At 69.3% G+C, this 21,100-nt stretch carries 23 protein-coding genes and 1 riboswitch; of the genes, 20 read left to right on the top strand and 3 right to left on the bottom strand.

The window, feature by feature from the left end; genetic code table 11:
* Position 1: 1 nt before the first annotated feature.
* The 15 genes from FHR90_RS07370 (at position 2) to FHR90_RS07300 (ending at position 16,052) form a co-directional block, all read left to right on the top strand.
* Complete coding sequence (locus tag FHR90_RS07370) at positions 2–415, top strand: YbgC/FadM family acyl-CoA thioesterase (RefSeq protein ID WP_176625935.1); 414 nt, start codon at positions 2–4, stop codon at positions 413–415.
* Between the two features lie 124 nt (positions 416–539).
* Entirely contained in the window at positions 540–1,265 is a 726-nt protein-coding gene (gene tolQ / locus FHR90_RS07365; protein WP_176625933.1) for a protein TolQ, read from the top strand.
* A gap of 78 nt (positions 1,266–1,343) precedes the next feature.
* The gene (gene tolR, locus FHR90_RS07360; RefSeq protein ID WP_176625937.1) at positions 1,344–1,733 is read left to right on the top strand and encodes a protein TolR; all 390 of its coding nucleotides are present in this window, start codon (positions 1,344–1,346) and stop codon (positions 1,731–1,733) included.
* 7 nt (positions 1,734–1,740) lie between these two features.
* Positions 1,741–2,709 carry an energy transducer TonB gene (locus FHR90_RS07355; protein ID WP_183274988.1) on the top strand — a complete coding sequence of 323 codons (969 nt, stop codon included), beginning with the start codon at positions 1,741–1,743 and terminating at the stop codon, positions 2,707–2,709.
* Between the two features lie 30 nt (positions 2,710–2,739).
* Positions 2,740–4,143: a Tol-Pal system beta propeller repeat protein TolB gene (tolB, locus tag FHR90_RS07350; RefSeq protein ID WP_176625571.1), complete on the top strand. Its 1,404-nt coding sequence runs from the start codon at positions 2,740–2,742 to the stop codon at positions 4,141–4,143.
* 177 nt (positions 4,144–4,320) lie between these two features.
* Complete coding sequence (gene pal, locus FHR90_RS07345; RefSeq protein WP_176625573.1) at positions 4,321–4,806, top strand: peptidoglycan-associated lipoprotein Pal; 486 nt, start codon at positions 4,321–4,323, stop codon at positions 4,804–4,806.
* A gap of 137 nt (positions 4,807–4,943) precedes the next feature.
* Complete coding sequence (locus FHR90_RS07340; protein WP_183274987.1) at positions 4,944–5,813, top strand: hypothetical protein; 870 nt, start codon at positions 4,944–4,946, stop codon at positions 5,811–5,813.
* On the top strand, positions 5,791–7,059 hold the full coding sequence (gene tilS, locus FHR90_RS07335) for a tRNA lysidine(34) synthetase TilS (protein WP_183274986.1): 1,269 nt from the start codon (positions 5,791–5,793) through the stop codon (positions 7,057–7,059). Before FHR90_RS07340 ends, tilS begins: the two co-directional genes overlap by 23 nt.
* A gap of 133 nt (positions 7,060–7,192) precedes the next feature.
* Positions 7,193–9,109 carry an ATP-dependent zinc metalloprotease FtsH gene (ftsH, locus tag FHR90_RS07330; protein WP_176624458.1) on the top strand — a complete coding sequence of 639 codons (1,917 nt, stop codon included), beginning with the start codon at positions 7,193–7,195 and terminating at the stop codon, positions 9,107–9,109.
* Between the two features lie 72 nt (positions 9,110–9,181).
* Complete coding sequence (locus FHR90_RS07325) at positions 9,182–10,264, top strand: nucleoside hydrolase (RefSeq protein ID WP_176624454.1); 1,083 nt, start codon at positions 9,182–9,184, stop codon at positions 10,262–10,264.
* 105 nt (positions 10,265–10,369) lie between these two features.
* On the top strand, positions 10,370–11,803 hold the full coding sequence (locus FHR90_RS07320) for an alkaline phosphatase family protein (RefSeq protein ID WP_176624456.1): 1,434 nt from the start codon (positions 10,370–10,372) through the stop codon (positions 11,801–11,803).
* Between the two features lie 79 nt (positions 11,804–11,882).
* Positions 11,883–12,953, top strand: coding sequence for a dihydropteroate synthase (gene folP, locus FHR90_RS07315; protein WP_183274985.1), 1,071 nt, complete (start codon positions 11,883–11,885; stop codon positions 12,951–12,953).
* Positions 12,950–14,302 carry a phosphoglucosamine mutase gene (glmM, locus tag FHR90_RS07310; protein WP_176624727.1) on the top strand — a complete coding sequence of 451 codons (1,353 nt, stop codon included), beginning with the start codon at positions 12,950–12,952 and terminating at the stop codon, positions 14,300–14,302. Before folP ends, glmM begins: the two co-directional genes overlap by 4 nt.
* Positions 14,303–14,306: 4 nt before the next feature.
* Positions 14,307–15,113 carry a bifunctional hydroxymethylpyrimidine kinase/phosphomethylpyrimidine kinase gene (thiD, locus tag FHR90_RS07305; protein WP_176624725.1) on the top strand — a complete coding sequence of 269 codons (807 nt, stop codon included), beginning with the start codon at positions 14,307–14,309 and terminating at the stop codon, positions 15,111–15,113.
* Positions 15,114–15,203: 90 nt separating this feature from the next.
* Positions 15,204–16,052 carry a CatB-related O-acetyltransferase gene (locus tag FHR90_RS07300; protein WP_183274984.1) on the top strand — a complete coding sequence of 283 codons (849 nt, stop codon included), beginning with the start codon at positions 15,204–15,206 and terminating at the stop codon, positions 16,050–16,052.
* Positions 16,053–16,058: 6 nt separating this feature from the next.
* Here the strand turns inward: FHR90_RS07300 and crcB are convergent, their stop codons facing one another.
* The 3 genes from crcB to FHR90_RS07285 form a co-directional block, all read right to left on the bottom strand.
* On the bottom strand, positions 16,059–17,009 hold the full coding sequence (gene crcB, locus FHR90_RS17845) for a fluoride efflux transporter CrcB (protein ID WP_183274983.1): 951 nt from the start codon (positions 17,007–17,009) through the stop codon (positions 16,059–16,061).
* Between the two features lie 21 nt (positions 17,010–17,030).
* A riboswitch (Fluoride riboswitch) is annotated at positions 17,031–17,109 on the bottom strand.
* 52 nt (positions 17,110–17,161) lie between these two features.
* Positions 17,162–17,710 carry a carboxymuconolactone decarboxylase family protein gene (locus FHR90_RS07290; protein ID WP_176625761.1) on the bottom strand — a complete coding sequence of 183 codons (549 nt, stop codon included), beginning with the start codon at positions 17,708–17,710 and terminating at the stop codon, positions 17,162–17,164.
* Positions 17,711–17,774: 64 nt separating this feature from the next.
* Positions 17,775–18,326, bottom strand: coding sequence for a peroxiredoxin (locus tag FHR90_RS07285; protein WP_176625759.1), 552 nt, complete (start codon positions 18,324–18,326; stop codon positions 17,775–17,777).
* A 170-nt stretch (positions 18,327–18,496) separates the two neighbouring features.
* On the opposite strand from FHR90_RS07285, the gene FHR90_RS07280 reads away from it, so the two are divergent.
* From FHR90_RS07280 to FHR90_RS07260, 5 genes are all read left to right on the top strand, one after another.
* Positions 18,497–19,426, top strand: a complete 930-nt coding sequence (locus FHR90_RS07280) for a hydrogen peroxide-inducible genes activator (RefSeq protein ID WP_183274982.1) — start codon at positions 18,497–18,499, stop codon at positions 19,424–19,426.
* A gap of 100 nt (positions 19,427–19,526) precedes the next feature.
* Positions 19,527–19,829 (top strand): type II toxin-antitoxin system HigB family toxin, encoded by a 303-nt coding sequence (locus FHR90_RS07275; RefSeq protein WP_246330085.1) that lies wholly within the window; start codon positions 19,527–19,529, stop codon positions 19,827–19,829.
* Positions 19,829–20,200: a helix-turn-helix domain-containing protein gene (locus FHR90_RS07270; protein WP_176625210.1), complete on the top strand. Its 372-nt coding sequence runs from the start codon at positions 19,829–19,831 to the stop codon at positions 20,198–20,200. The genes FHR90_RS07275 and FHR90_RS07270 overlap by 1 nt, the downstream gene beginning before the upstream one ends.
* A 133-nt stretch (positions 20,201–20,333) precedes the next feature.
* Positions 20,334–20,459 carry a type B 50S ribosomal protein L36 gene (ykgO, locus tag FHR90_RS07265; protein ID WP_176625208.1) on the top strand — a complete coding sequence of 42 codons (126 nt, stop codon included), beginning with the start codon at positions 20,334–20,336 and terminating at the stop codon, positions 20,457–20,459.
* A gap of 47 nt (positions 20,460–20,506) precedes the next feature.
* The gene (locus FHR90_RS07260) at positions 20,507–21,052 is read left to right on the top strand and encodes a hypothetical protein (RefSeq protein ID WP_176625206.1); all 546 of its coding nucleotides are present in this window, start codon (positions 20,507–20,509) and stop codon (positions 21,050–21,052) included.
* Positions 21,053–21,100 lie beyond the last annotated feature (48 nt).

The following is a 21,100-nucleotide window of genomic DNA, read 5'->3' as shown; positions in this document are numbered from 1 at the left end:
CTTGCCCAGACATCACCGCGCCACCTATCGCGTCTATTACGAGGATACCGATGCGCTCGGCGTGATGTATTACGCCCAGTATCTTGCCTATGCGGAGCGCGGGCGCACCGAGGCGCTGCGCACGGAGGGGGCGAGTGTCGCCGAGATGGTGCGGCTGCATGGCTGCGGCTTCGTGGTGCGCCATGTCTCGCTCGACTGCCTCAAGCCGGTGGTGCTGGACGATCTGATCACCGTGGTCAGCGGGGTGACGGCCCTCGGTGGGGCGACCGTCAAGCTGAACCAGATCCTCGAACGCGACGGCGTGGCGGTGGCGCGGCTGGAGGTGACGCTGGCCTGCGTGCGCCCCAACGGCTCGCCGACGCGCATTCCGCAACGCTGGCGCGAGGTGCTGGAGGGGATGCGCAGCGGCGAATGAGGCCGTTGGACCTCACGAAAACGTAATGCGAACAATCTTCTGTGCCGTGCTTCTTCAATTCCGCTTGAAAGGCGGCTAAACGAAGCGCGGTTTTCGTCCGAATCGGACGCCTGTTGGTGGGAGTATGGCCTTGGATCGGGCTGTGGATGCGGTGAACATGGGCGCTGCGGCCTCGGGCGGCGACCTCTCGCTGTGGGGGCTGTTCCTGCAGGCGTCGATCGTCGTCAAGCTGGTGATGGTCGGGCTGATCGTCGCCAGCGTGTGGGTCTATGCGATCGTCTACCAGAAGCTGATGCTGCTGCGCCGGGTGAATGCCCAGGCGGATGCGTTCGAGGAGCGGTTCTGGTCGGGCGGCAGTCTCGACGACCTCTACGAGCAGGAAGGCGTGCGCACCTCGCATCCGATGGCGGCGGTGTTCGGTGCGGCGATGGGCGAGTGGCGGCGCAGCGCGCGGGTCTCGCCCGACCTGGCGCGCGGCTCGGTGCGCGACCGGGTGGATCGGGCGATGGGCATCACCATCGCCCGCGAGATGGAGCGGCTGGAGCGGTGGATGGTGTTTCTCGCCACCGTCGGCGCCAACGCACCGTTCATCGGCCTGTTCGGCACCGTCTGGGGCATCATGTCCAGCTTCTCGGCGATTGCGAAGATGCACAACACCAACCTCGCGGTGGTGGCCCCCGGTATTGCGGAATCGCTGTTCGCGACCGCGATCGGCCTGATCGCCGCCATCCCGGCGGTGATCGCCTACAACACCATCAATGCCAAGATGACGCGTTTCGCGACCCGGCTGGAGACGTTCGGCACCGAGTTCGGTGCGATCCTGTCGCGCCAGTCCGAAGAGCGGAGCTGAACGGTGGCCGGCGGGCTCGGACCTTCCTCGGGCGGCGGCGGTCGCGGCCCGCTGGGCGCGCGGTCGCGCTACCGGCCGATGGCCGACATCAACGTCACCCCGCTGGTCGACGTGATGCTGGTGCTGCTGATCGTGTTCATGGTCACCGCGCCGATGATGACCACGGGGGTGAATGTCGATCTGCCGAAGACCGACGCCACCCCGGTCAATTCCGACAACAAGCCGATCACCGTGTCGATCAAGGCCGATGGCTCGACCTATATCGGCGATCAGGTGGTCAGCCTCGACGAGCTGGTGGCCAAGCTCCAGGCGATGAGCCAGAACGATCCGACGCATCGCATCTTCGTGCGTGGCGACCAGCATATCGACTACGGCAAGGTGATGGAGGTGATGGGCCGCATTACCCAGGGTGGCTTCACCCGCGTGGCCCTGCTGGCGCAACAGCCGACCAGCGCGCCGACGAAGTAGGCGACCGGTGCGTCGCCTCCGCGATGACGACAGGGTTCTGCGACGTGGCCTGCTGTATTCGGCGGGCGCGCATCTGCTTGTGCTGCTGTCGCTGCTGATCGTGCTGCCGGTGCCGAAGGCGCCGGAGCCCGAGGAGCCGCCTTCGGTGGAGATGGAGTTCACCGGCGGGTCGGCGGCGACCACGCCGGAGAAATCGGAGGCGAAGCCGGTCTCCAAGGTGGCGCCGGTCGCCGATCCGGTACCGCATGAGGCGCAGCCCTCGCCCACCCCGCCCGAGCTCAAGCCGATCGAGGAACCGCCGCCGCCACCGCCGCCGCCGACCCCGCAGCCGCCGCCGCCCGAGGTGACGCCGGCCAAGATCGAGCCGCTGCCCACGCCGCCGAAGCAGGACACGCCGTCGCCGGAGGCGGTGCAGACGCCGCCGACGCCCTCGCCGCCCTCGCCGGCAAAGACGATCGCGCCGCCGACGCCCAATCCGCTGCCCGCGCTGCCGAGCCCGCCGGTCGCGAGTCACATCACGCAGCCGAACCCGACGAAGAACACGGCGGTGGATTCGCATTCGCTGATGGCGACGCTGGAGAAGTTCCGCGCCGACCAGAAGCAGACCCATGCGCCGAGCGCGCAGGCCAATCCCGACCAGGCGCGCGGCTCGCTCGCCAACGTGACGGGCCAGCTCACCCAGGGGCAGCAGGCGGCGATCGGCAATTCGGTGAAGCGTTGCTACACCGAAGACACCGAGGCGCGCGATTATGCCCAATTTTCGGCGCATCTGACGGTCACGGTGGATGCGTCGGGGGAGGCGCGGATGGTGTCGTTCTCGCCGGGGGACGCGGCGCGGATGGCGTCCGATCCCGGCTATCGGGCGTTGGCCGAGCGGGCGCGTGCGGCGGTATTGAGCCCGCAATGCGCGCATCTGCCGATGCCGCCGAACCTGCTGGGCCGTACCCAGCAGCTCAAATTCGTGTTCCGGCCGTGAGTGCCGGGAAAGCAAGGATCGAGGAAAGTCATGTCGCACCTGCTTGATGACGATACCGCCCAAGGCCTGGCCGATCTGGCTGCCGACCGGCGCGGTCTGGCCCGTCGCCAGGCCATCGCACTGGCCGGCGGCGTGTTCGGTGGCATCGCCGCGGTGCCGCTGCTGGCACCGCGCGCCTCGGCCCAGGGGGCGAACCCGAATGCGCCGGGGGCGGCGGAGATTTCGGTGGCCGGTGCGCGTCAGGAGCCGATTCCGATCGCGATCCCGTCCTTCGGTCCGGGTCTGGGCGATCAGATCACCTCGGTGATCAACAACGATCTCGCCGGTTGCGGGCTGTTCCGTCCGCTGGGTGCCGCGGCTTCCGCCGGTGGTGGCTCGGGCATGCCCGATTTCGCCACCTACAAGGCGATGGGCGCGCGTGCGCTGGTCACCGGCTCGGCGCAGGGCGGCGGGTCGAACGCGCGGGTCGAGTTCCGGCTGTGGGACGTCAATGCGGGCCAGCAGCTCCAGGGCACGGCGTTCACCACCAGTGGCGCGAACTGGCGACGCATCGCGCACATGATCGCCGACGTGATCTATTCGCGCATGCTGGGCGAGAGCGGCTATTTCGATACCCGCATCTGCTATGTGGCGCGCAGCGGGTCGCGCAGCAGCCCGGTGACGCGGCTGGCGATCATGGACCAGGACAGTGCGAACAACCGCGTGCTGACCGGCGGCGAGTGGCTGGTGCTGTCGCCGCGCTTCGCGCCGCATGCCGACCAGATCGCCTTCATGAGCTTCGCCAACAACCGCCCGCGCGTCTATCTCTATGACCTCGGCAGCGGCCGGCAGCGGGTGCTGGGCGAGTTCCCGGGCATGTCGTTCTCGCCGCGCTTCAGCCCCGATGGCGGTTCGGTGCTGATGGCGGTCACGCGCGGTGGCGGGTCCGACATCTGGCGCGTGTCCCTGGGCGGCGGGCGCACGCAGCTCACCAATTCCGGCGCGATCGATGTCTCGCCCTGCTACAGCCCCGATGGGTCGCAGATCGTGTTCTGCTCGGATCGCGACGGCAGCCCGCAGCTCTATGTGATGGGGGCGGGTGGCGGCGGTGCGAAGCGCATCTCCTATGGCAAGGGTCAGTACGAATCGCCGGTGTGGTCGCCGCGGGGGGACCTGATCGCGTTCTCGCGCATCGGCGGCGGCGGTTTCGCGCTGGGGGTGATGAATCCCGATGGCAGCGGCGAGCGTACGCTGACCTCCGGCTTCACCGTCGAGGGGGCGAGCTTCTGCCCCAACGGGCGCGTCATCGCCTATTGCGAGCAGTCGGCGGCGGGGTCGGGCGGGGGCGGGTTCTCGTCGTGGCTGTCGCAGATCGACATCGCCGGGTTCAACCAGCGGCGGATGTCGACCCCGGGCGGTGCGTCGGGTCCGGCATGGTCGCCGCTCGCGGGGTAGGATTAAATAACGATTAGCCGGCCCGGGTCGTCTTGACCGGGGCAACCGGTGGGCGCATTGCGCGTTTCGTGTCCGAATCGCTACCGGAATCATCTTCCGGGGCAATGGGACTATTGCGCTGCGCCCGGCGCTGACGGGACGCTCGTTTCAACTTCGTCCATTCGAGGAATCGCACTCATGCGCCTGAAGGTCCTCGGCGTTCTCGGCCTCGCCGCCCTGCTCGCCGCCTGTTCGTCCGACAACACTGCCAACACCGGCGCCGCAGGCGGCACGGGTGCGGCCACGACCGGCACCGCCGGCCCGGTTCCGGGCAGCGAGCAGGACCTGGTCGCCAATGTCGGCGATCGCGTCTATTTCGCGTTCAACCAGAACAGCCTGTCGTCCGACGCGCAGTCGACGCTGGACCGCCAGGCCGACTGGCTGGCGCGCTACCCGCAGGTTGCCGTGCAGATCGCCGGCAACTGCGACGATCGCGGCACCGAGGAATACAACCTCGCGCTCGGCAACCGCCGCGCCAACGCCGCGCGCGACTATCTGGTCGCCAAGGGTGTCAGCGCCGACCGTCTGAGCACCATCAGCTACGGCAAGGATCGTCCGACCGATCCGGGCGATACCGAAGAGGCGTGGTCGCAGAACCGCAACGCGATCACCTCGGTCCGCTGAGACCGGGGTTTCGCTTCTGCGAACGAAGACGAGGGGCGGGGCCGCGAGGCTCCGCCCTTTTTGCGACTCTGCCTTGACAGGAGGCGCCGGCTTACCCTGTCTCTGGCGCATCCGATCTGTCTGCTGCGGAGCCCGACGTGACCGTCCGTTTCGATTTCCTGCGCCTGCTGCCGCTGCCGGCACTGGCCGCGACCTGCCTGCTCGCCGCTCCCGCCGCCCGCGCGCAGATGGACTCGCGTGACGCGATCGCCCTGCAGAACCAGATTCTCGAACTGCGGCAGGAAGTGCAGCAGCTCCAGCAGACCCAGGGCGGTTCCGGTGGCGGCCTGCCCGCGCCGGTGCCGCAGGGCGCTCCGGATGCCGGCGGTGCCGCGACGGGTGGGCTGACCGCGCAGCTGCTCGACCGCGTCTCCCGGCTCGAGGATCAGGTGCGTGAGCTGCGTGGTCGCGTCGATGATCTGACCAACCAGGTGCAGACGCAGACCGCCACCCTGTCGAAGCAGGTCAGCGATCTGGGCTTTCAGCTTCAGCAGGGCGGGGGCAACGCAGCCGCGGCCGGCGCTGCTGCCGGTGCCGCGGTCGCGCCGGCCGTCGCCGGGCCGGCGGTGAAGACGCCGGCCGCCCCGCCTGCGCCGCGCGCGGCGACCCCGGAACAGGCCCTGCGCGATGGCAACGCCGCCCTCGCGCGTCACGACTACGCCGCCGCCGAGCAATCCGCCCGCGCGGCCGGCAGTTCGGTTTCCGCACAGTTCCTGCTCGGCCAGGCGCTGACCGGCGAGCGTCAGTACCAGCAGGCGGCACTCGCCTATTACGACGCCTACCAGCGCGCGCCGCGCGGCCCGCGCGCGCCGGACGCGCTGCTCGGGGTCGGTTATGCGATGACCGCGCTCGGCGACCACAACTCGGCCTGCGAGGCGCTCGGCAAGCTCAGGAGCGAATTCCCCGCCGCCTCGGCCAAGGTCAAGGGGGCGGCGAGCGCCCTGCGTGCCCGCAGCGCCTGCCACTGACGCTGCACCGCCCGACGCCGCCTGGTTCGCCGGGCGGATGGCCGGGCTCGGTCCTTGGGCCGGCGGCCCCGTCGCCCTCGCGGTCTCGGGCGGCGCCGACAGCCTCGCGCTGGCGTGGCTGACACAGCGCTGGCAGGCCGGGACCGCGCAAGGGCGGCCCGATCGCCTGCTCGGGCTGATCGTCGATCATCGCCTGCGCCCGGAATCGGCCGACGAGGCGGCGCTGACCGCGCGGCGCCTGGCCGCGATCGGCGTCGAGTCCCGCATCCTGCGGCTCGACAATCTCGGCCCGGGTCCGGCGATCGCCGCCCGTGCCCGCGCGGCCCGCTACACGGCGCTGTTTGCAGCGTGTCGCGAGGCCGGCGCGATCGACCTGCTGCTCGCCCATCACCGGCTGGACCAGGCCGAGACGGTGGCGATGCGTGAACGGGCCGGCAGCCGGGAGCGCGGTCTCGCGGCAATGGCGACGATCGCCGAGCAGCGCGACCTTCGCCTGGTGCGCCCGCTGCTCGGCTGCCCGCCGCAGGGGCTGCGCGAGGTGCTGCGCGCGGCGGGACTCGGCTGGGTGGAGGATCCGTCCAACGCCGATCACCGTCACACCCGCGCCCGCCTGCGTGCCGGGCTGCGCGACGATCCCGACGCCATCGCCGCGCTGCTGGCGCGTGCCGCTGCGGCCGGATCGGCCAGGATGCGCGGCGAGGCGGCGCTCGCCGATGAACTCGCCGCCTGCTGCGCGCCGACGGCCTATGGTGCGGTGGCCCTGCGTGTCGCCCCGGCCCGGCTCAGCCCGGCCGCGCTGTCGGCACTGGTGCGCTGGGTGGGGGCGGGGGCGTTCGCACCCGGCACGAACGCCCTGGCGACATTTGCCGCCAGGGCGGCCGCGGGTGCGACGCTCGGCGGTGTGCGCGCCGTGCGTTCCGCGGGTGCGGTCTGGCTGGTGCGCGAGCCCGCCGCCTGTGCCGCGCCGGTCGCGGCTGCGGACGGCGCGGTCTGGGATGCGCGCTTCCGCCTGCGCGGCAGGCCGGGCGACGGCGTCACTCTCGGCGCGCTCGGCGCCCAACCGCCCCCGCGCGTCGTCGCCCATCCCTGGCCGAAGCCGGCACTGCGGGCCGCGATTCCGGCCCTGCGCCAGGGGGCGCGGCTGGTCGCCGTGCCTCATCTCGGATTCTTCGAGCCGGGATACGCGGATCTGGGCGTCGAACCCGTCTGGCGCGATCCGCTGCTGGGCCGGGCCCTGTGGCCCTGACATAAAAATCATCCCGTACTGTGGCCGATCTGCACAGAAAGGGGCTGTTTACCTTTGTCGGGCATCCTATGTTGAGGACTGGTCGGGATGCCGGGCTGCCGCCGCACCCTCCTGGCCACGGATGAAGGAAGAGATGGGTAATTTCGGACGTCTGCTGGCCCCGTGGATCATCGTCGCCCTCGTGCTGGCGCTGGTCTTCGAGATGCTTCAACCGGCCAGCAACCAGCACCTCGCGCAGCAGCTCGCCTTCTCCGACTTCATCAGCGACGTCGATTCCGGGCAGGTGCGCAGCGTGGTGATCCAGGAGCACAACGTCTCCGGCCAGCTCACCAATGGCACCGCCTTCGAGACCTATGCGCCGAGCGATCCCGGCCTGGTCTCCCGCCTGCTCGATCACAAGGTGCAGGTGATCGCCAAGCCGCTCGAATCCGACACCTCGCCGCTGCTGCGAATCCTGATCGGCTGGCTGCCGACGCTGCTGTTCTTCGGCGCCTGGCTGTTCGTGATGCGCCAGATGCAGTCCGGTGGCGGCCGGGCGATGGGGTTTGGCAAATCGCGCGCGAAGATGCTGACCGAGAAGCAGGGCCGCATCACCTTCGATGACGTCGCAGGCATCGACGAGGCCAAGGGCGAGCTGCAGGAGATCGTCGATTTCCTGCGCGACCCGCAGAAATTCCAGCGTCTCGGCGGCAAGATCCCCAAGGGCGTGCTGCTGGTCGGCCCACCCGGCACCGGCAAGACGCTGCTGGCCCGTGCCATCGCCGGCGAGGCCAACGTGCCGTTCTTCACCATTTCCGGCTCGGATTTCGTCGAGATGTTCGTCGGCGTCGGTGCCTCGCGCGTGCGCGACATGTTCGAGCAGGGCAAGAAGAGCGCGCCCTGCATCATCTTCATCGATGAGATCGACGCGGTGGGGCGCCATCGCGGCGCCGGCCTGGGCGGCGGCAATGACGAGCGCGAGCAGACGCTCAACCAGATGCTGGTCGAGATGGATGGGTTCGAGAGCAACGAGGGCGTGATCCTGATTGCCGCCACCAACCGTCCCGACGTGCTCGACCCCGCCCTGTTGCGTCCGGGCCGCTTCGACCGTCAGGTCGTGGTGCCCAATCCCGACGTCGCCGGTCGCGAGAAGATCCTGCGCGTGCACATGCGCAAGGTGCCGCTTGCCTCCGATGTCGACCCCAAGACCATCGCCCGTGGTACGCCCGGCTTCTCGGGCGCCGATCTGGCCAATCTCGTCAATGAGGCAGCTTTGCTCGCCGCCCGCCTCGGCAAGCGTACCGTGGCGATGCTCGAGTTCGAGAACGCCAAGGACAAGGTGCTGATGGGGGCGGAGCGCCGCTCGCTGGTGATGAGCGATGCCGAGAAGCGGATGACCGCCTATCACGAGGGCGGCCACGCGCTCTGCGCGATGCACCTGCCGGAATGTGACCCGGTCCACAAGGCGACCATCATCCCGCGCGGCCGGGCGCTCGGCCTGGTGATGAGCCTGCCGGAGGGTGATCGCTACTCGAAGAGCAAGTCCAAGCTGCTGTCCGAGCTGGTGATGGCGATGGGCGGGCGTGCGGCCGAGGAGATCATCTTCGGCGCCGACAAGGTCTCGTCGGGTGCGTCGGGCGACATCAAGATGGCCACCGACCAGGCGCGCCGGATGGTGACCGAATGGGGTATGAGCGAGAAGCTCGGCATGATGGCCTATGGCGATAACAGCCAGGAGCTGTTCCTCGGCCATTCGGTCCAGCAGAACAAGAACGTCTCCGAGGCCACCGCGCGCGAGGTGGACAGCGAGATCCGCTCGATCATCGACAATGCCTATAACCACGCCCGCACGCTGCTGAGCGACAATGTCGAGGAGTTGCATCGTCTCGCGCGCGGCCTGCTCGAATACGAGACCTTGTCCGGCGACGAGATCCGTACCGTCCTGCGCGGCGAGCCGGTGATCAAGCGGGTGGTGGACGAGCCGATGGTCGAGAACCGTCGCGCCTCGGTGCCCAGCACGGGCAAGCGGCAGGAGGAGCCGCCGGCCGAGCCGGCCCCGGCGGCAGGCTGATCCGCACGCCGCGCGCCCTGCCTCGTGTCCGCGCATGGATTGCATTCGTTCGATGACGGGGCTGCAGCGGGTATGAGCCGATCCTGCCGCGTCGGTCGGCGCGGGTTCATTTTCGGTGGCGCGGCCGCGCTGGTCGCGGGAGCAGCGGTGAAGGGCGCGCGCGGTCAGGCGGCGTGGACCGCCCTGGGCCAGCCGGTGCCGTCCGTCGACTGGCTGAACGGTGTGCGCCGCGTCATCGTCGACACCGATCCGGGCACCGATGATCTGCTGGCGCTGCTGATGCTGCTCGGTGCGCCTGGGCTCGGCATCGAGGCGATTACCGTTGCTCCGGGGAATGTCGAGTATGACCAGGAGGTTCGCAACGCGCTGTATGTGGCGCGACTGTTCGGCAACGGGACGATTCCCGTCTTCCGCGGGCTGGGTCATCCGCTGCTCAACCGGTCTTATCCCCATGCCGGGTTCATCCACGGCGCCTCCGGGCTCGGCGAACTCGTCGTGCCGGATGGTGGCGCGCCGGCCGCGGCCGGACATGCGGCGACGGCGATCGTCGATATCGTGTCGAGATTTCCCGGCGAGGTGGTGCTGCTCGGGCTGGGCGGGCTGACCAATATCGCCTCGGCCCTGATCGTCGATCCTGCCATCGCCGGCAAGCTGCGCGGGATCGTGCTGGTCGGTGGTCGCTACGAGGGGATCGGCACCAATGTCAGCTTCAATTCGATGGTCGATCCGGAGGCGGCCGACATCGTCATGAGGTCCGGAGCACCGATCGTGATGACCGGCGATCTCGGGCCGGACGCGATGCTCGGCCCTGCCGATTTCGAGCGGATCGGGGGTCTTCATACCAGGCGAAGCGAGATCTTCCTGCGCTCCAACACCGAGCGGCTGCGCTTCGAGATGCAGACACGGCACAAGCCCGGCGCCACCTACAACGACCCGCTGGCGGCCGCGATGCTGCTCGACCCAGCGATCATCGACCGCTTCGAGCAGGTGCATGTCGCCGTGGAACTCAACGGCACGGAGACGCGCGGCGCCTATGTGTTCGGCGGGACGCATCTCTACACCGGCGAGCTGCTGCCCCCGAACGCCGCGATCGCCGCCCATGGTGGCGGCCAGCGTTTTCGCGATGTCGTGTTCCGTGCGCTGCAGCGCGGCTGAGCCGATGATGTTTTGAAGACAAAGACCCCGAGCCCGTTCCGCCCCGCCGCCAGGCGGGGTTAGGGTCCGCCCCGTTCTTCACCGAAGGGGCGACAGACGGCGATGATGTTCGACGACACCGGCGATGGCGATGGCACCTCCGATCCGGCGATGACCGCCGATGGCATCGACCGTGACCGCCGCCGGCTGCTCGCCGGGCTCGCCGCGACCGCGGCCGCGAGCCGGCTTCCCGGCCGCGCCTTCGCCCAGGCGACACCCGGCGTCGCGGACGATTTCTCCGACATCAGGCATGTCATCGTGCTGATGATGGAAAACCGCTCCTTCGATCACATGCTCGGCTGGGTGCCGGGCGCGGATGGCGTGCAGGCCGGGCGGAGCTTCACCAACACCCACGGCCAGTCGTTCGGCAGCTATCGCCTGCCCGACACCTGGAACCTGCTCGGCGGCGATCCGGTGCATGGCTACGATGCCGGGCGGACCTGCTTCAACAATGGCGCGATGGACGGCTTCCTGCGGTCGGAGGATGTCACCGTCAACGGCCTGCCCTCGCTGCTGCAGGCGGACCCGTTTCCGCTGGGCTATTTCTCTCGCGAGCAGGTGCCGTTCTATTCGGCGGCGGCGAGCCTCTTCACCATCGGCGATCGCTATTTCACCGGACTGATGGGGCCGACCTGGCCGAACCGGATCTACATGCATGCCGGGGAGTGCGACCGGCTGTCCACGGGCGGCACGCCTGCAGACCATTCCGGCCTGCTGAGCACCCTGCCGACGATCTGGGATCGTGCGGCGGAGGCCGGGGTGTCGGCGCGCTATTACTATTCCGATGCGCCGATGACCGCGCTGTGGGGCACGCGCCTGCTCGGTATCTCGAAGCCCGTCGCCCAGTTCGCCCTCGATGCGCTGAGCGGCAGCCTGCCGGCGATCTCGTTCATCGACCCCGCCTTCATCGGCGAGGCGCTGGGGTTGTCGAACGACGACCATCCGATCGCCGATGTGCGCAACGGTCAGGCGTTTCTGAACTCGATCTACGAGACCCTGCGCCTCAGCCCGGCCTGGGCGAACACGCTGCTGATCATCAATTATGACGAGTGGGGCGGATTTGCCGATCATGTCGCGCCGCCGATGGCGCCGGTGAGCGCACGCGAGGCCAATCTGGCCGGCGGCGGCAATGACGGCCGCCTCGGCATAAGGGTGCCGTTCGTGCTGATCGGGCCGCGGGCGCGTCGCAACGGCACGGGCACGGTGGTCAGGAACCAGTATGATCCCAATGCGATCCTGAACTTCATCTGCACGCGCTTCGGCCTCGCCCCGCTCGGTATCCGTGCGGCCACGTCCGGCTCGATCGCCTCCGCCCTGCTGCCGCGCGACCAGGTCGATACCTCGGTGCCGCCGGGTTTCGCGGTGCCGGCCGCCGCCCCGGTGATCCTGAGCGAGGCGCAGGTGCGCGGCGCCGGACATGACCATCATCTCGACGACATCAAGATGTTGCAAGGCTATGCCAGGGCCAACGGCTTCAAGGTGCTCGGTCTCGAACTCTGAGACAGGCTCTGATGTGACTGAGGAAGCGTCGGCAGTTCGGCGCTGGCCGTGTCGGGCGATCGGTGCTTGAACCGGGGTCATGTCCTGTGCGCGATCTCTCTGGCTCGAACCCTCCGGTCTGCTGTTCGGCTGCCAGGCCGCGGACGCGGTCCGGGCCGGGGATGCCCTGCCGCTGGCCGGCGGCGGCGGGGCGGCGTTCGCCCTGCTGCGTGAGCTCGGGGTGGGGGGTGCCTTCGTCAGGGCGGTCGAGGCGCCGGCGGCCTGGTCGGAGGTGCTCGACCGGCTGACCGCGCGGCCGCCGCTGGCCGGACTGCCGGGCGGAATGCTGGTGATGGGGATCCTCAACGTGACCCCCGACAGTTTTTCCGATGGCGGACGCACCGATCCGGAGGCGGCGATCGGGGCCGGGCGGGGGCTGGTGGCGGCGGGCGCCGGGCTGGTCGATGTCGGTGGTGAGAGTACGCGGCCGGGCGGGGTCGCGGTGACGCCTGCCGACGAGATCGCGCGGGTGCTGCCGGTGGTGTCGCGGCTCGCGGCCGAGGGGGTTTGCGTCAGCGTCGATACGCGGCATGCGGCGACGATGGCGGCGGTGCTCGAAGCCGGGGCGACGGTGATCAACGATGTCAGCGCGCTGGCCGATCCGGGCGCGGCGGAGATCGTCGCACAGGCGCAGGCGCCGGTGGTGCTGATGCACATGCGCGGCACGCCGCAGACGATGGATGCGCATGCGGCCTATGGCGACGTGATGGCCGAGGTGCTCGACGAGCTGGATGCGGCGATCGGGCGGGCGGTGGCGGCGGGGGTCGGGCGCGAGCGGATCATCGTCGATCCGGGCATCGGTTTCGCCAAGACCGCCGAGCACAATCTCGTGCTGCTGCGCGGGCTGCCGGCGCTCGCCAATCTCGGCTGCCGGGTGCTGCTGGGGGTGTCGCGCAAGGGGTTCGTGGGGGCGGCCACCGGGCAGGCGCGGGCGGATCGGCGCGCGGTGGGGTCGATCGTGGCCGCCCTGCCGGGGCTGGCGTTCGGCGATGTGATCCTGCGTGTGCATGACGTGGCCCAGACCGTCGAGGCCCTGCGGATGTGGTCTGCGCTGCATGGCGTGGTAGAAGGGGTCATCGGCCCCCAGGGAATCGGGAAGTTCGGCAAGTGAAGCGTCGTCTGTTCGGCACCGACGGGGTGCGCGGCACCGCCAACAAGGGCTCGATGAGTGTTGAGACCGCGATGCGGCTCGGTCAGGCGGCCGGGCTGCACTTCATCCGCGGCAACCATCGCCACCGGGTGGTGATCGGTAAGGACACGCGGCTATCGGGCTACATGATCGAGTCGGCGCTGGTGTCGGGGTTCCTCTCCGCCGGCATGGACGTGACGTTCGTGGGTCCGCTGCCGACGCCGGCGATCGCCATGCTGACGCGGAGCCTGCGCGCCGATCTCGGCGTGATGATCTCGGCCTCGCACAACCCGTTCGAGGATAACGGCATCAAGTTCTTCGGGCCGGACGGGTTCAAGCTGTCGGACGAGGTCGAGGACGCGATCGAGGCGCTGGTCAATTCCGATCTCTCCGGGCGGCTGGCGACGCCGGCGGCGATCGGTCGCGCCTCGCGCCTCAACGACGCCGCCGGGCGCTATATCGAGAGTGCGAAATCCTCGTTCCCGCGCGGCCGGCGGCTGGACGGGCTCAAGATCGTGCTCGACTGCGCGCATGGCGCCGCCTATCGGGTCGCGCCCACCGCGCTGTGGGAGCTGGGCGCGGACCTGCACCGGATCGGCACCTCGCCGGACGGGCTCAACATCAATCGCGAATGCGGCTCCACCGTGCCGCAGACGCTGTGTGCGAAGGTGGTGGCACACCGCGCCGATCTCGGCATCGCGCTCGACGGCGATGCCGACCGGGTGATGATCTGCGACGAGCGCGGCCAGATCGTCGATGGCGACCAGATCCTCGCCCTGATCGCGCGTGCCTGGGGGCGCGACGGGCGGCTCAAGGGCGGCGGCGTGGTGGCGACCGTGATGTCCAATCTCGGGCTGGAGCGGTTCCTCGAGGGCGAGGGGCTGCGTCTGGAGCGGACCGCGGTGGGTGATCGCTATGTCGCCGAGCGGATGCGGACCGGCGGCTACAATGTCGGCGGCGAGCAGTCGGGCCACATGATCCTGTCGGATTACGGCACCACCGGCGATGGGCTGATCGCGGCGTTGCAGGTGCTGTCGGTGATCGTCGAGCAGGGGCGGCCGGCCTCCGAGGTGTGCCGGCTGTTCCAGCCGTTGCCGCAGGTGCTCAAGAATGTCCGCTTCACCGGCCCGTCGCCGCTGCGTGCCGACAGCGTGCGTGCGCAGGTGCGCCTCGCCGAGACGGAGCTCGCCGGGCAGGGGAGGCTGCTGCTGCGCGAGAGCGGCACCGAGCCGCTGGTGCGGGTGATGGCCGAGGGCGAGGACCGCGCGCTGGTCGAGAGCGTGGTGGACCGGCTGTGCGAGACCATCGAGCACGTCAGCCAGGCGGCCTGAGGAGGTGAAGGGCCGCGTCCTGGTCATTGCGGGCAGCGATTCCGGCGGCGGGGCGGGCATCCAGGCCGACATCAAGGCGATCACCGCGCTGGGCGGTTTCGCGATGACGGCTCTCACCGCGCTGACCGCGCAGGACACGCTCGGCGTGCACGACATCGTGCCGGTCGCGCCCGGCTTCATCCGCCGGCAGATCGACTGCGTGTGGGACGATCTCGGTACGGATGCGGTCAAGACCGGCATGCTGGGCGACATCGCCACCATCCGTACCGTTCGCGACGCACTGCGGGCGCGCCCCACGGTGCCCTTCGTGCTGGATCCGGTGATGGTGGCCAAAGGCGGGGCCTCGCTGCTCGATTCGGCGGCGATCGGGGTGCTGCGCTCTGAGTTGCTGCCGATGGCCAGCCTGCTGACGCCGAATGCGCCGGAAGCCGCGCTGCTCGCCGGGCTGCCGCTCGACCATGTCGGGCAGATGGAGGCGGTCGGGCGGCGGCTGTTCGCGCTGGGGGCCGGCGCGGTGCTGCTCAAGGGCGGCCATCTGCCCGGCGACGTGCTCACCGACCTGCTGTTTACCGCAGATGGGATCGAGGAATTCACCGCCCCGCGCATCGCCACGCGCCACACCCACGGCACTGGCTGCACGCTGGCCAGCGCGATTGCCTGTGGGCTGGCGCAGGGGCTGGCCCTGCCTGCGGCGATTGCGCGCGCGCGATCGTATCTGCAGCGGGCGATCGCGGCCGCACCCGGGTATGGGTCGGGGGCGGGTCCGCTCGATCACGCCGTTACCACACGGTGCGATCCGCTGGTCGGATAGTCCGGCCGGCCGCGCGGAGCGTGCGTATCGACAAATCCTGCCGATGCGATATCGTTCCGGTTTCGGAATGTCCGACGCGGTGAGCAAGCCTTGACCGGCGTCGGCGGAACGGAACCCCGGAAGGGAATGCGGCCGATGTTGCCTCAGGACGTCTCACCGTCGATCAGTGCGGTGCAATCGCTGCTGGAAGGCCCCGATGACGGCCAGCCGGCGCTGGCGGCCCTGATCGAGAACCTCGATCCCGCGGAGGTCCGGCAAGCCTGGCTGCGGTCGGATCCGGTGGCGCGCGGCCGTTTCATCGATCTGGTCCGCGAGTACAGCCGCACGCGCATCCAGCGCTTCGGCAGCTATACCGCGGATCTCCTGTCGCAGCAGATCCAGATGTTCGGCTGGAGCATCGGCGAGAAGACCTACGGCCGACCGCTGATCCTGGAACCGAGCCTCGGCAGGCTCACGATCGGGCGCTACTGCTCGCTGGCCGATCCGTCGATCATTCTCGGCAATCATACCGTCCGCACGCCGAGCACCTATCCCTTCATGACCCTGTGGTTCGACTGGCCCGGAACCGCAGTGGGCGGCATCGATCACGTCGCCCGCGATGTCGTCATCGGCAACGATGTCTGGATCGGACACCAGGCCATCATCCTGCCGGGGGCACGCATCGGGGATGGCTGCGTGATCGGCGCGGGCACGATCGTTTCGGGGACCATCCCGCCCTACAGCATCTGTGTCGGCAATCCGGGCCGGGTCCGCTCGACACGGTTCGCGCCGGAGGTGGTCGAGTTCCTGCTCAAGGTACGCTGGTGGGACTGGCCGGACGCACTCGTCGATCGATTCATTCCGTTGCTGATCGGCGCCGACATGCATCCGTTCATCGAGGCGGTCTTGAAAGATGCGGAGGTCCTGGGCCTGTACGGCCTCGCGCCGGAACCGTCCTGACGGCGTTCAGGCCTGCCAGACGAGCGCGGTGGTCGTGGCGTCGCCGGACTGGCGCCGATCGATTCGACGCATACCCGGCAAGGTGGCGAGTTCGCAGCCCTGCTGCCCGGCCTGCAACCCGTCCGGCACCACGCTGTCGTGCGGCACCAGCAGTACCGGCCGTCGCGTTCTCGCCGCCAGGGCGAACAGTCTGGCATGGCCGCGTGCACTGTCGGCGTCGAGCAGCAGCAGGTGCGTGCTGCGGCCGTGTTCGAGCAGGGCGAGCGCGCCGCTGCCGCGCACGGTGACGAGGCGGGCGTCGATGCCGTCGTTGCGGCAGGAGGCGATCCAGGTGTCGAGTTCGGACCTTGCTTCGGCGATCCAGCGGGCGCGGAGGCGGGTGGCGGGGATGTCGACGCTGGGGACCAGGTCGCGCTGGCCGCTCTCGATGGCGATCAGGGTGAGCCGGCCGCCGTCCTGGGGTGCGAGGCGTCGGGCGAAGGCGAGCACGCCGGTGTCGGACGGCACCGGCCGGGCGATGGCGACGACCATGTGGCGGGCGTTGTCGGACAGGTTCAGCCCGACGGGCGCGCCGCGCAGGGCGACCGCGGCGCCGTAGCCGGCGGCGACGGAGGCGAGACAGAGCACCAGCGACAGCGCGACATTGCCGAGTGCGGCGGCGGGGCGGCCGTCGCGGATCAGCTCCAGCGTCTGCAGGCTGAACGAGGAGAAGGTGGTGAAGCCGCCGCAGATGCCGACCATGACGAAGGTGCGCAGGTCGTGGGGGGCGGCGAAGCGCCCGTCATTGGCGGTCAGCGTGCCGAAGAAGCCGATGACGAACGAGCCGATGACGTTGATCGCGATGGTGCCCCAGGGCAGGGCGGCGCCGGTGAGGGTCTGGACGGCGACCACCCCCCAGGCGCGGAGCATGGAGCCGAGCGCGCCGCCGAGGGCGACAAGGGCGTAGTTGAGCAGCATGGGGTCTCCTGCGGGGACGAATATGATGCAGGAGTCATCATCTCGAACGCCGGCAGGGCGCAGGAGCGGTTGACCGGGGAACCCCATCCCGTTTCCGCCGAGCCTAACAGCGGCACGGGACGGGGCTCAAGCGGTCCGGAAACGGCCCGGGCTCAGGCCGCTGCGGCGGTCTCGCGGGCGAGCGCGTCCTCGCCGTCCAGCGTGGCGGCGACGGCATGCACTACCGCGGCGATGCGGACCGCGGCCTGCACCTGCTCGGTGCTCAGCCCGCCGGCGCGGACCTGTTTCTCATGGCTCTCGACGCACATGCCGCAGCCGTTGACGGCCGAGACGGCCAGCGACCACAGCTCGAAATCGACCTTGTCGACGCCGGGCTTGCCGATGACGTTCATCCGCAGTCGTGCCGGCAGGTTCGCGTAATCACCGCCGATCATGTGCACGAAGCGGTAGTAGACGTTGTTCATGCCCATGATCGAGGCCGCGGCCTTGGCGGCGGCGAGCGCCTCTGGCGAGAGCTTCGGGCCGAATTCCTCGAGCACCTCGCGGGTCACCTCGGCGTTGCGCGAGGCGAGCGCGGAGGCGACGAAGGTGCCTGCGACCTGCTGCGGGGTGAGCAGGGTCTCGTTGGCCAGCGAGCCGATGTTGAGCTTGAGGTCCTTGGCGTAGTCGGGGACCCGGTTCTTCAGCGCCTCGATCGACATGGCGGTTCTTTCTTATCTGTCGGAAACGGGGGCGACCTGGATGGTCGCCCCCTGCGGGAAGGGATCAGGCGGCCTTGAGGTGCTCGTCGCCCTTGTTCCAGTTGCACGGGCACAGCTCGTCGCTCTGCAGCGCGTCGAGCACGCGCAGCACTTCCTGCGGGTTGCGGCCGACCGACATGTCGGTCACGTCGACGAAGCGGATGATGCCGTCGGGATCGACGAGGAAGGTGGCGCGCTTGGCGACACCGGCGTCGCGGTCGAGCACGCCGAGGCCCTCGGAGAGCTCGCGCTTGATGTCGGCGAGCATCGGGATCTGCAGGGTGCGCAGATCGTCATGGTGCAGGCGCCAGTTGACGTGCACGAACTCGCTGTCGGTCGAGACGCCGTAGACCACGGTGTCGCGGTCGGCGAAATCGGAGGCGAGCTTGCCGAAGGCCACGATCTCGGTCGGGCAGACGAAGGTGAAGTCCTTCGGCCAGAAGAACACCAGCTTCCACTTGCCGGCATCGGTGGTGTCGGAAATCTGGGTGAAGGCGTCCTTGAGGTTCAGGCCGGCTTCGCCGCCTTTCACCGCGGTGAGGTCGAAGCTGGGAAAACGATCGCCAACGGTCAGCATGACGGTGCTCCTTCGGATTTGGGGCCAGCGGCGCGCCGGTCTGCGCGGCGAGGCGCATCGGGCGGTCGCATTTGCGGCACGGCACAAAATATGTAGTGCAGTTGATTTTCGATCCAATGAATAATTCCTGAACGTTCGATCGAACCCGTCGATCAAGGATTTGCCCGCCCATGCCGCCACTGCCCTCGCCGCAACAGCTTCGCTATCTGGTCGCGCTGGCCGAGGCGCGGCATTTCGGCCGCGCGGCGGCGGTGTGTGCGGTGACGCAGTCGACGCTGTCTGCGGGGGTGATCGCCCTCGAACGCCAGCTCGGGGCGAGCCTGCTGCAGCGCGAGGGCAGTCGCGGCGTGGTGTTCACCACCGAGGGCGAGGAGGTGGTGCGGCGGGCGCGGACGGCGCTGGCTGCGCTCGAATCGGTGGCCGCATCGGTCGGTCAGGCGGAGGCGGTGGAGATCGCCGATCTGCGACTCGGCCTGATCCCGACCATCGGGCCCTTCGTGCTCGACAGGCTGCTGGCGGCGCGGGGCGAGCGGCTGCGGCTGTCGTTGCGCGAGGATGTCACCGACCGGCTGCTGCGGGGTCTGGAAGCGCAGCGGCTCGATGCCGCGCTGCTGGCGGTGCCGTGCGACTGCCGTGGGCTGGAGACGGTGCCGGTGCTGCGCGACGAGCTGGTGGTGGCGCTGCCGCAGGCGCATCGCCTGGCCGGGCAGGAGAGCCTGTCGATGGCGATGCTGCGCGACGAGCCGATGCTGCTGCTGGAGGATGGCCACTGCCTGCGCGACCATGTGCTGACCGCGTGCCGCGAGCAGAGCGGGTGGGATCTGTCGGAGTCGGGCGAGGGGTTCGCGGCGACGGGGCTGCACATGCTGACGCGCATGGTCGCGGCGGGGCTCGGGGTGACGTTGCTGCCCAAGCTGGCGGTCGATGCCGGGCTGGCGGACGGGCTGGCGGTGCGGCCGCTGTCGGGGGGCGATGCGGGCGGGGCGTGGCGGACGATCGCGCTGGCGTTTCGCAGCGGCGATGCGCAGGCGGACGCGCTGCGCGCCTTTGCCGCGCGGCTGGCGCGGGGCCTGCGTCGGCCGGTGATCCAGGCCGGCTGAGAGAGGCGGTGGTGCTCGAGCTCGGCACGTGGGCGTCCGCGGTGGACGATGGTTCCCGTTATGGGAATTATATGTTGTTTCCGTCGTGGGAACGGGGTAGATGGTCGGCATGCAGGTGATTGCTGTCCGGACCTTGCGGGAGTTCTGGACGTGTCACCCTCGCGCCGAGACGCCGTTGCGGGCCTGGTACCATCTGGTGTCGAAGGCCGAGTGGTCCAGCCCGGCCGATGTGCGAGCCATGTTCAACGCCGCGGATTTCGTCGGTGACAGCCGTGTCATCTTCGATATCAGCGGCAATCGCTACCGTATCATCTGTCATGTCGCCTATCGATACCGGCGCGTGCTGATCAAGTTCGTTGGTACGCATGCGGAGTACGACAGGATCGATCCGGAGACCGTGTGATGGATGTCCGACCAGTCAATGACGAAGGGTCGTATGCGTGGGCGCTTGGTCAGATTGAGCCCTATTTTCTTGACGAGCCGGAGCCCGGTACGCCGGAGGGCGACCGCTTCGATGTGCTCGCCACCCTGATCGGGGCGTATGAGGCACGCGCCTGTCCGATCGAGGCCGCCGATCCGGTGGGCGTGATCAGGCTGGTGATGGAGCAGACCGGGCGCACGCAGGCCGATCTGGCCGAACTGCTCGGGTCCAGGCCACGGGCGTCGGAGGTGCTGTCCGGCCGGCGCGAGCTGTCGAAGGACATGATCGGCAAGCTCAGCCGTGCGTGGAAAATTCCCGCCGATCTGCTGCTTGGCGCTTCCGTGCCGGCGTAGATCCTGCATCCGGACATGGTCCGGATTGCTTGACATTCGCCCGGTCGGATTGGTAAGGACGCGCCTCTTTTCGCCGTTCGGATGTGCCTCGCGCGCGCCCCGGCGGTCGTGTCGGGGTTAGAGGTCGAGGGTCATGAAAGTTCGTAACAGCCTGAAGTCGGCCAAGGTGCGCGACAAGAACTGCCGCGTCGTGCGTCGCCACGGCAAGGTGTATGTCATCAACAAGAAGAACCCGCGCATGAAGGTACGTCAGGGCTGATCCAGCTCTCGATGCCGTCCGTGTGGATCAGAAGGGCGCGCCTCCGGGTGCGCCCTTTTCTGTTGGGGCTGGCGCTGGGTGCCGCACCTGTGGCCGTTGCGGCGCCGACGGTCGAGGACAAGGCGGCACCGCTGCTCGACCGGCTCGCGCATGCGCCGGATACGGGGAGCGCGCGCGATCTGGAGGCGCAGCTGCTCGCGGTCTGGACCGACCGGCTGTCGCCGACCGCGCGGCTGATGACGCGGCGGGCGGAGCGCGAGATCGGCGATCATCGCTATGGCGATGCGGTGGCCGATCTGAACGACACGCTGGCGATGCAGCCCGGCGAATCGGAGCTTTGGCGGCGCCTGGCACTCGCACAGGCGGAGGCGGGTGATGACGATGCGGCGATCCGCTCGCTGGGCGGGGCGCTGTCGCGCGAGCCGCGCAACATCTTCGCCTGGCGCGACCTGTCGATGATCGAGGAGAGCCGCCACGACGATGCGGCGGCGCTACGCGCCTGGCAGAAGCTGCTGGAGCTCGATCCGAAGACCGATGGGGCGCAGGCGCGCGCGAAGGCGCTCGATCTCAAGGCGAACGGCGCGCCAACCTGAGGGTGTGCGGCCGCGTTGACGGGCGGACGGAGCGATCGCGACGAGGAT

It is taken from the genome of Endobacter medicaginis, assembly GCF_014192375.1.
Lineage (GTDB): Bacteria > Pseudomonadota > Alphaproteobacteria > Acetobacterales > Acetobacteraceae > Endobacter > Endobacter medicaginis.
Note: the sequence above shows the minus strand (reverse complement) of the source record. Positions and strands in the feature narration are given on the sequence as shown.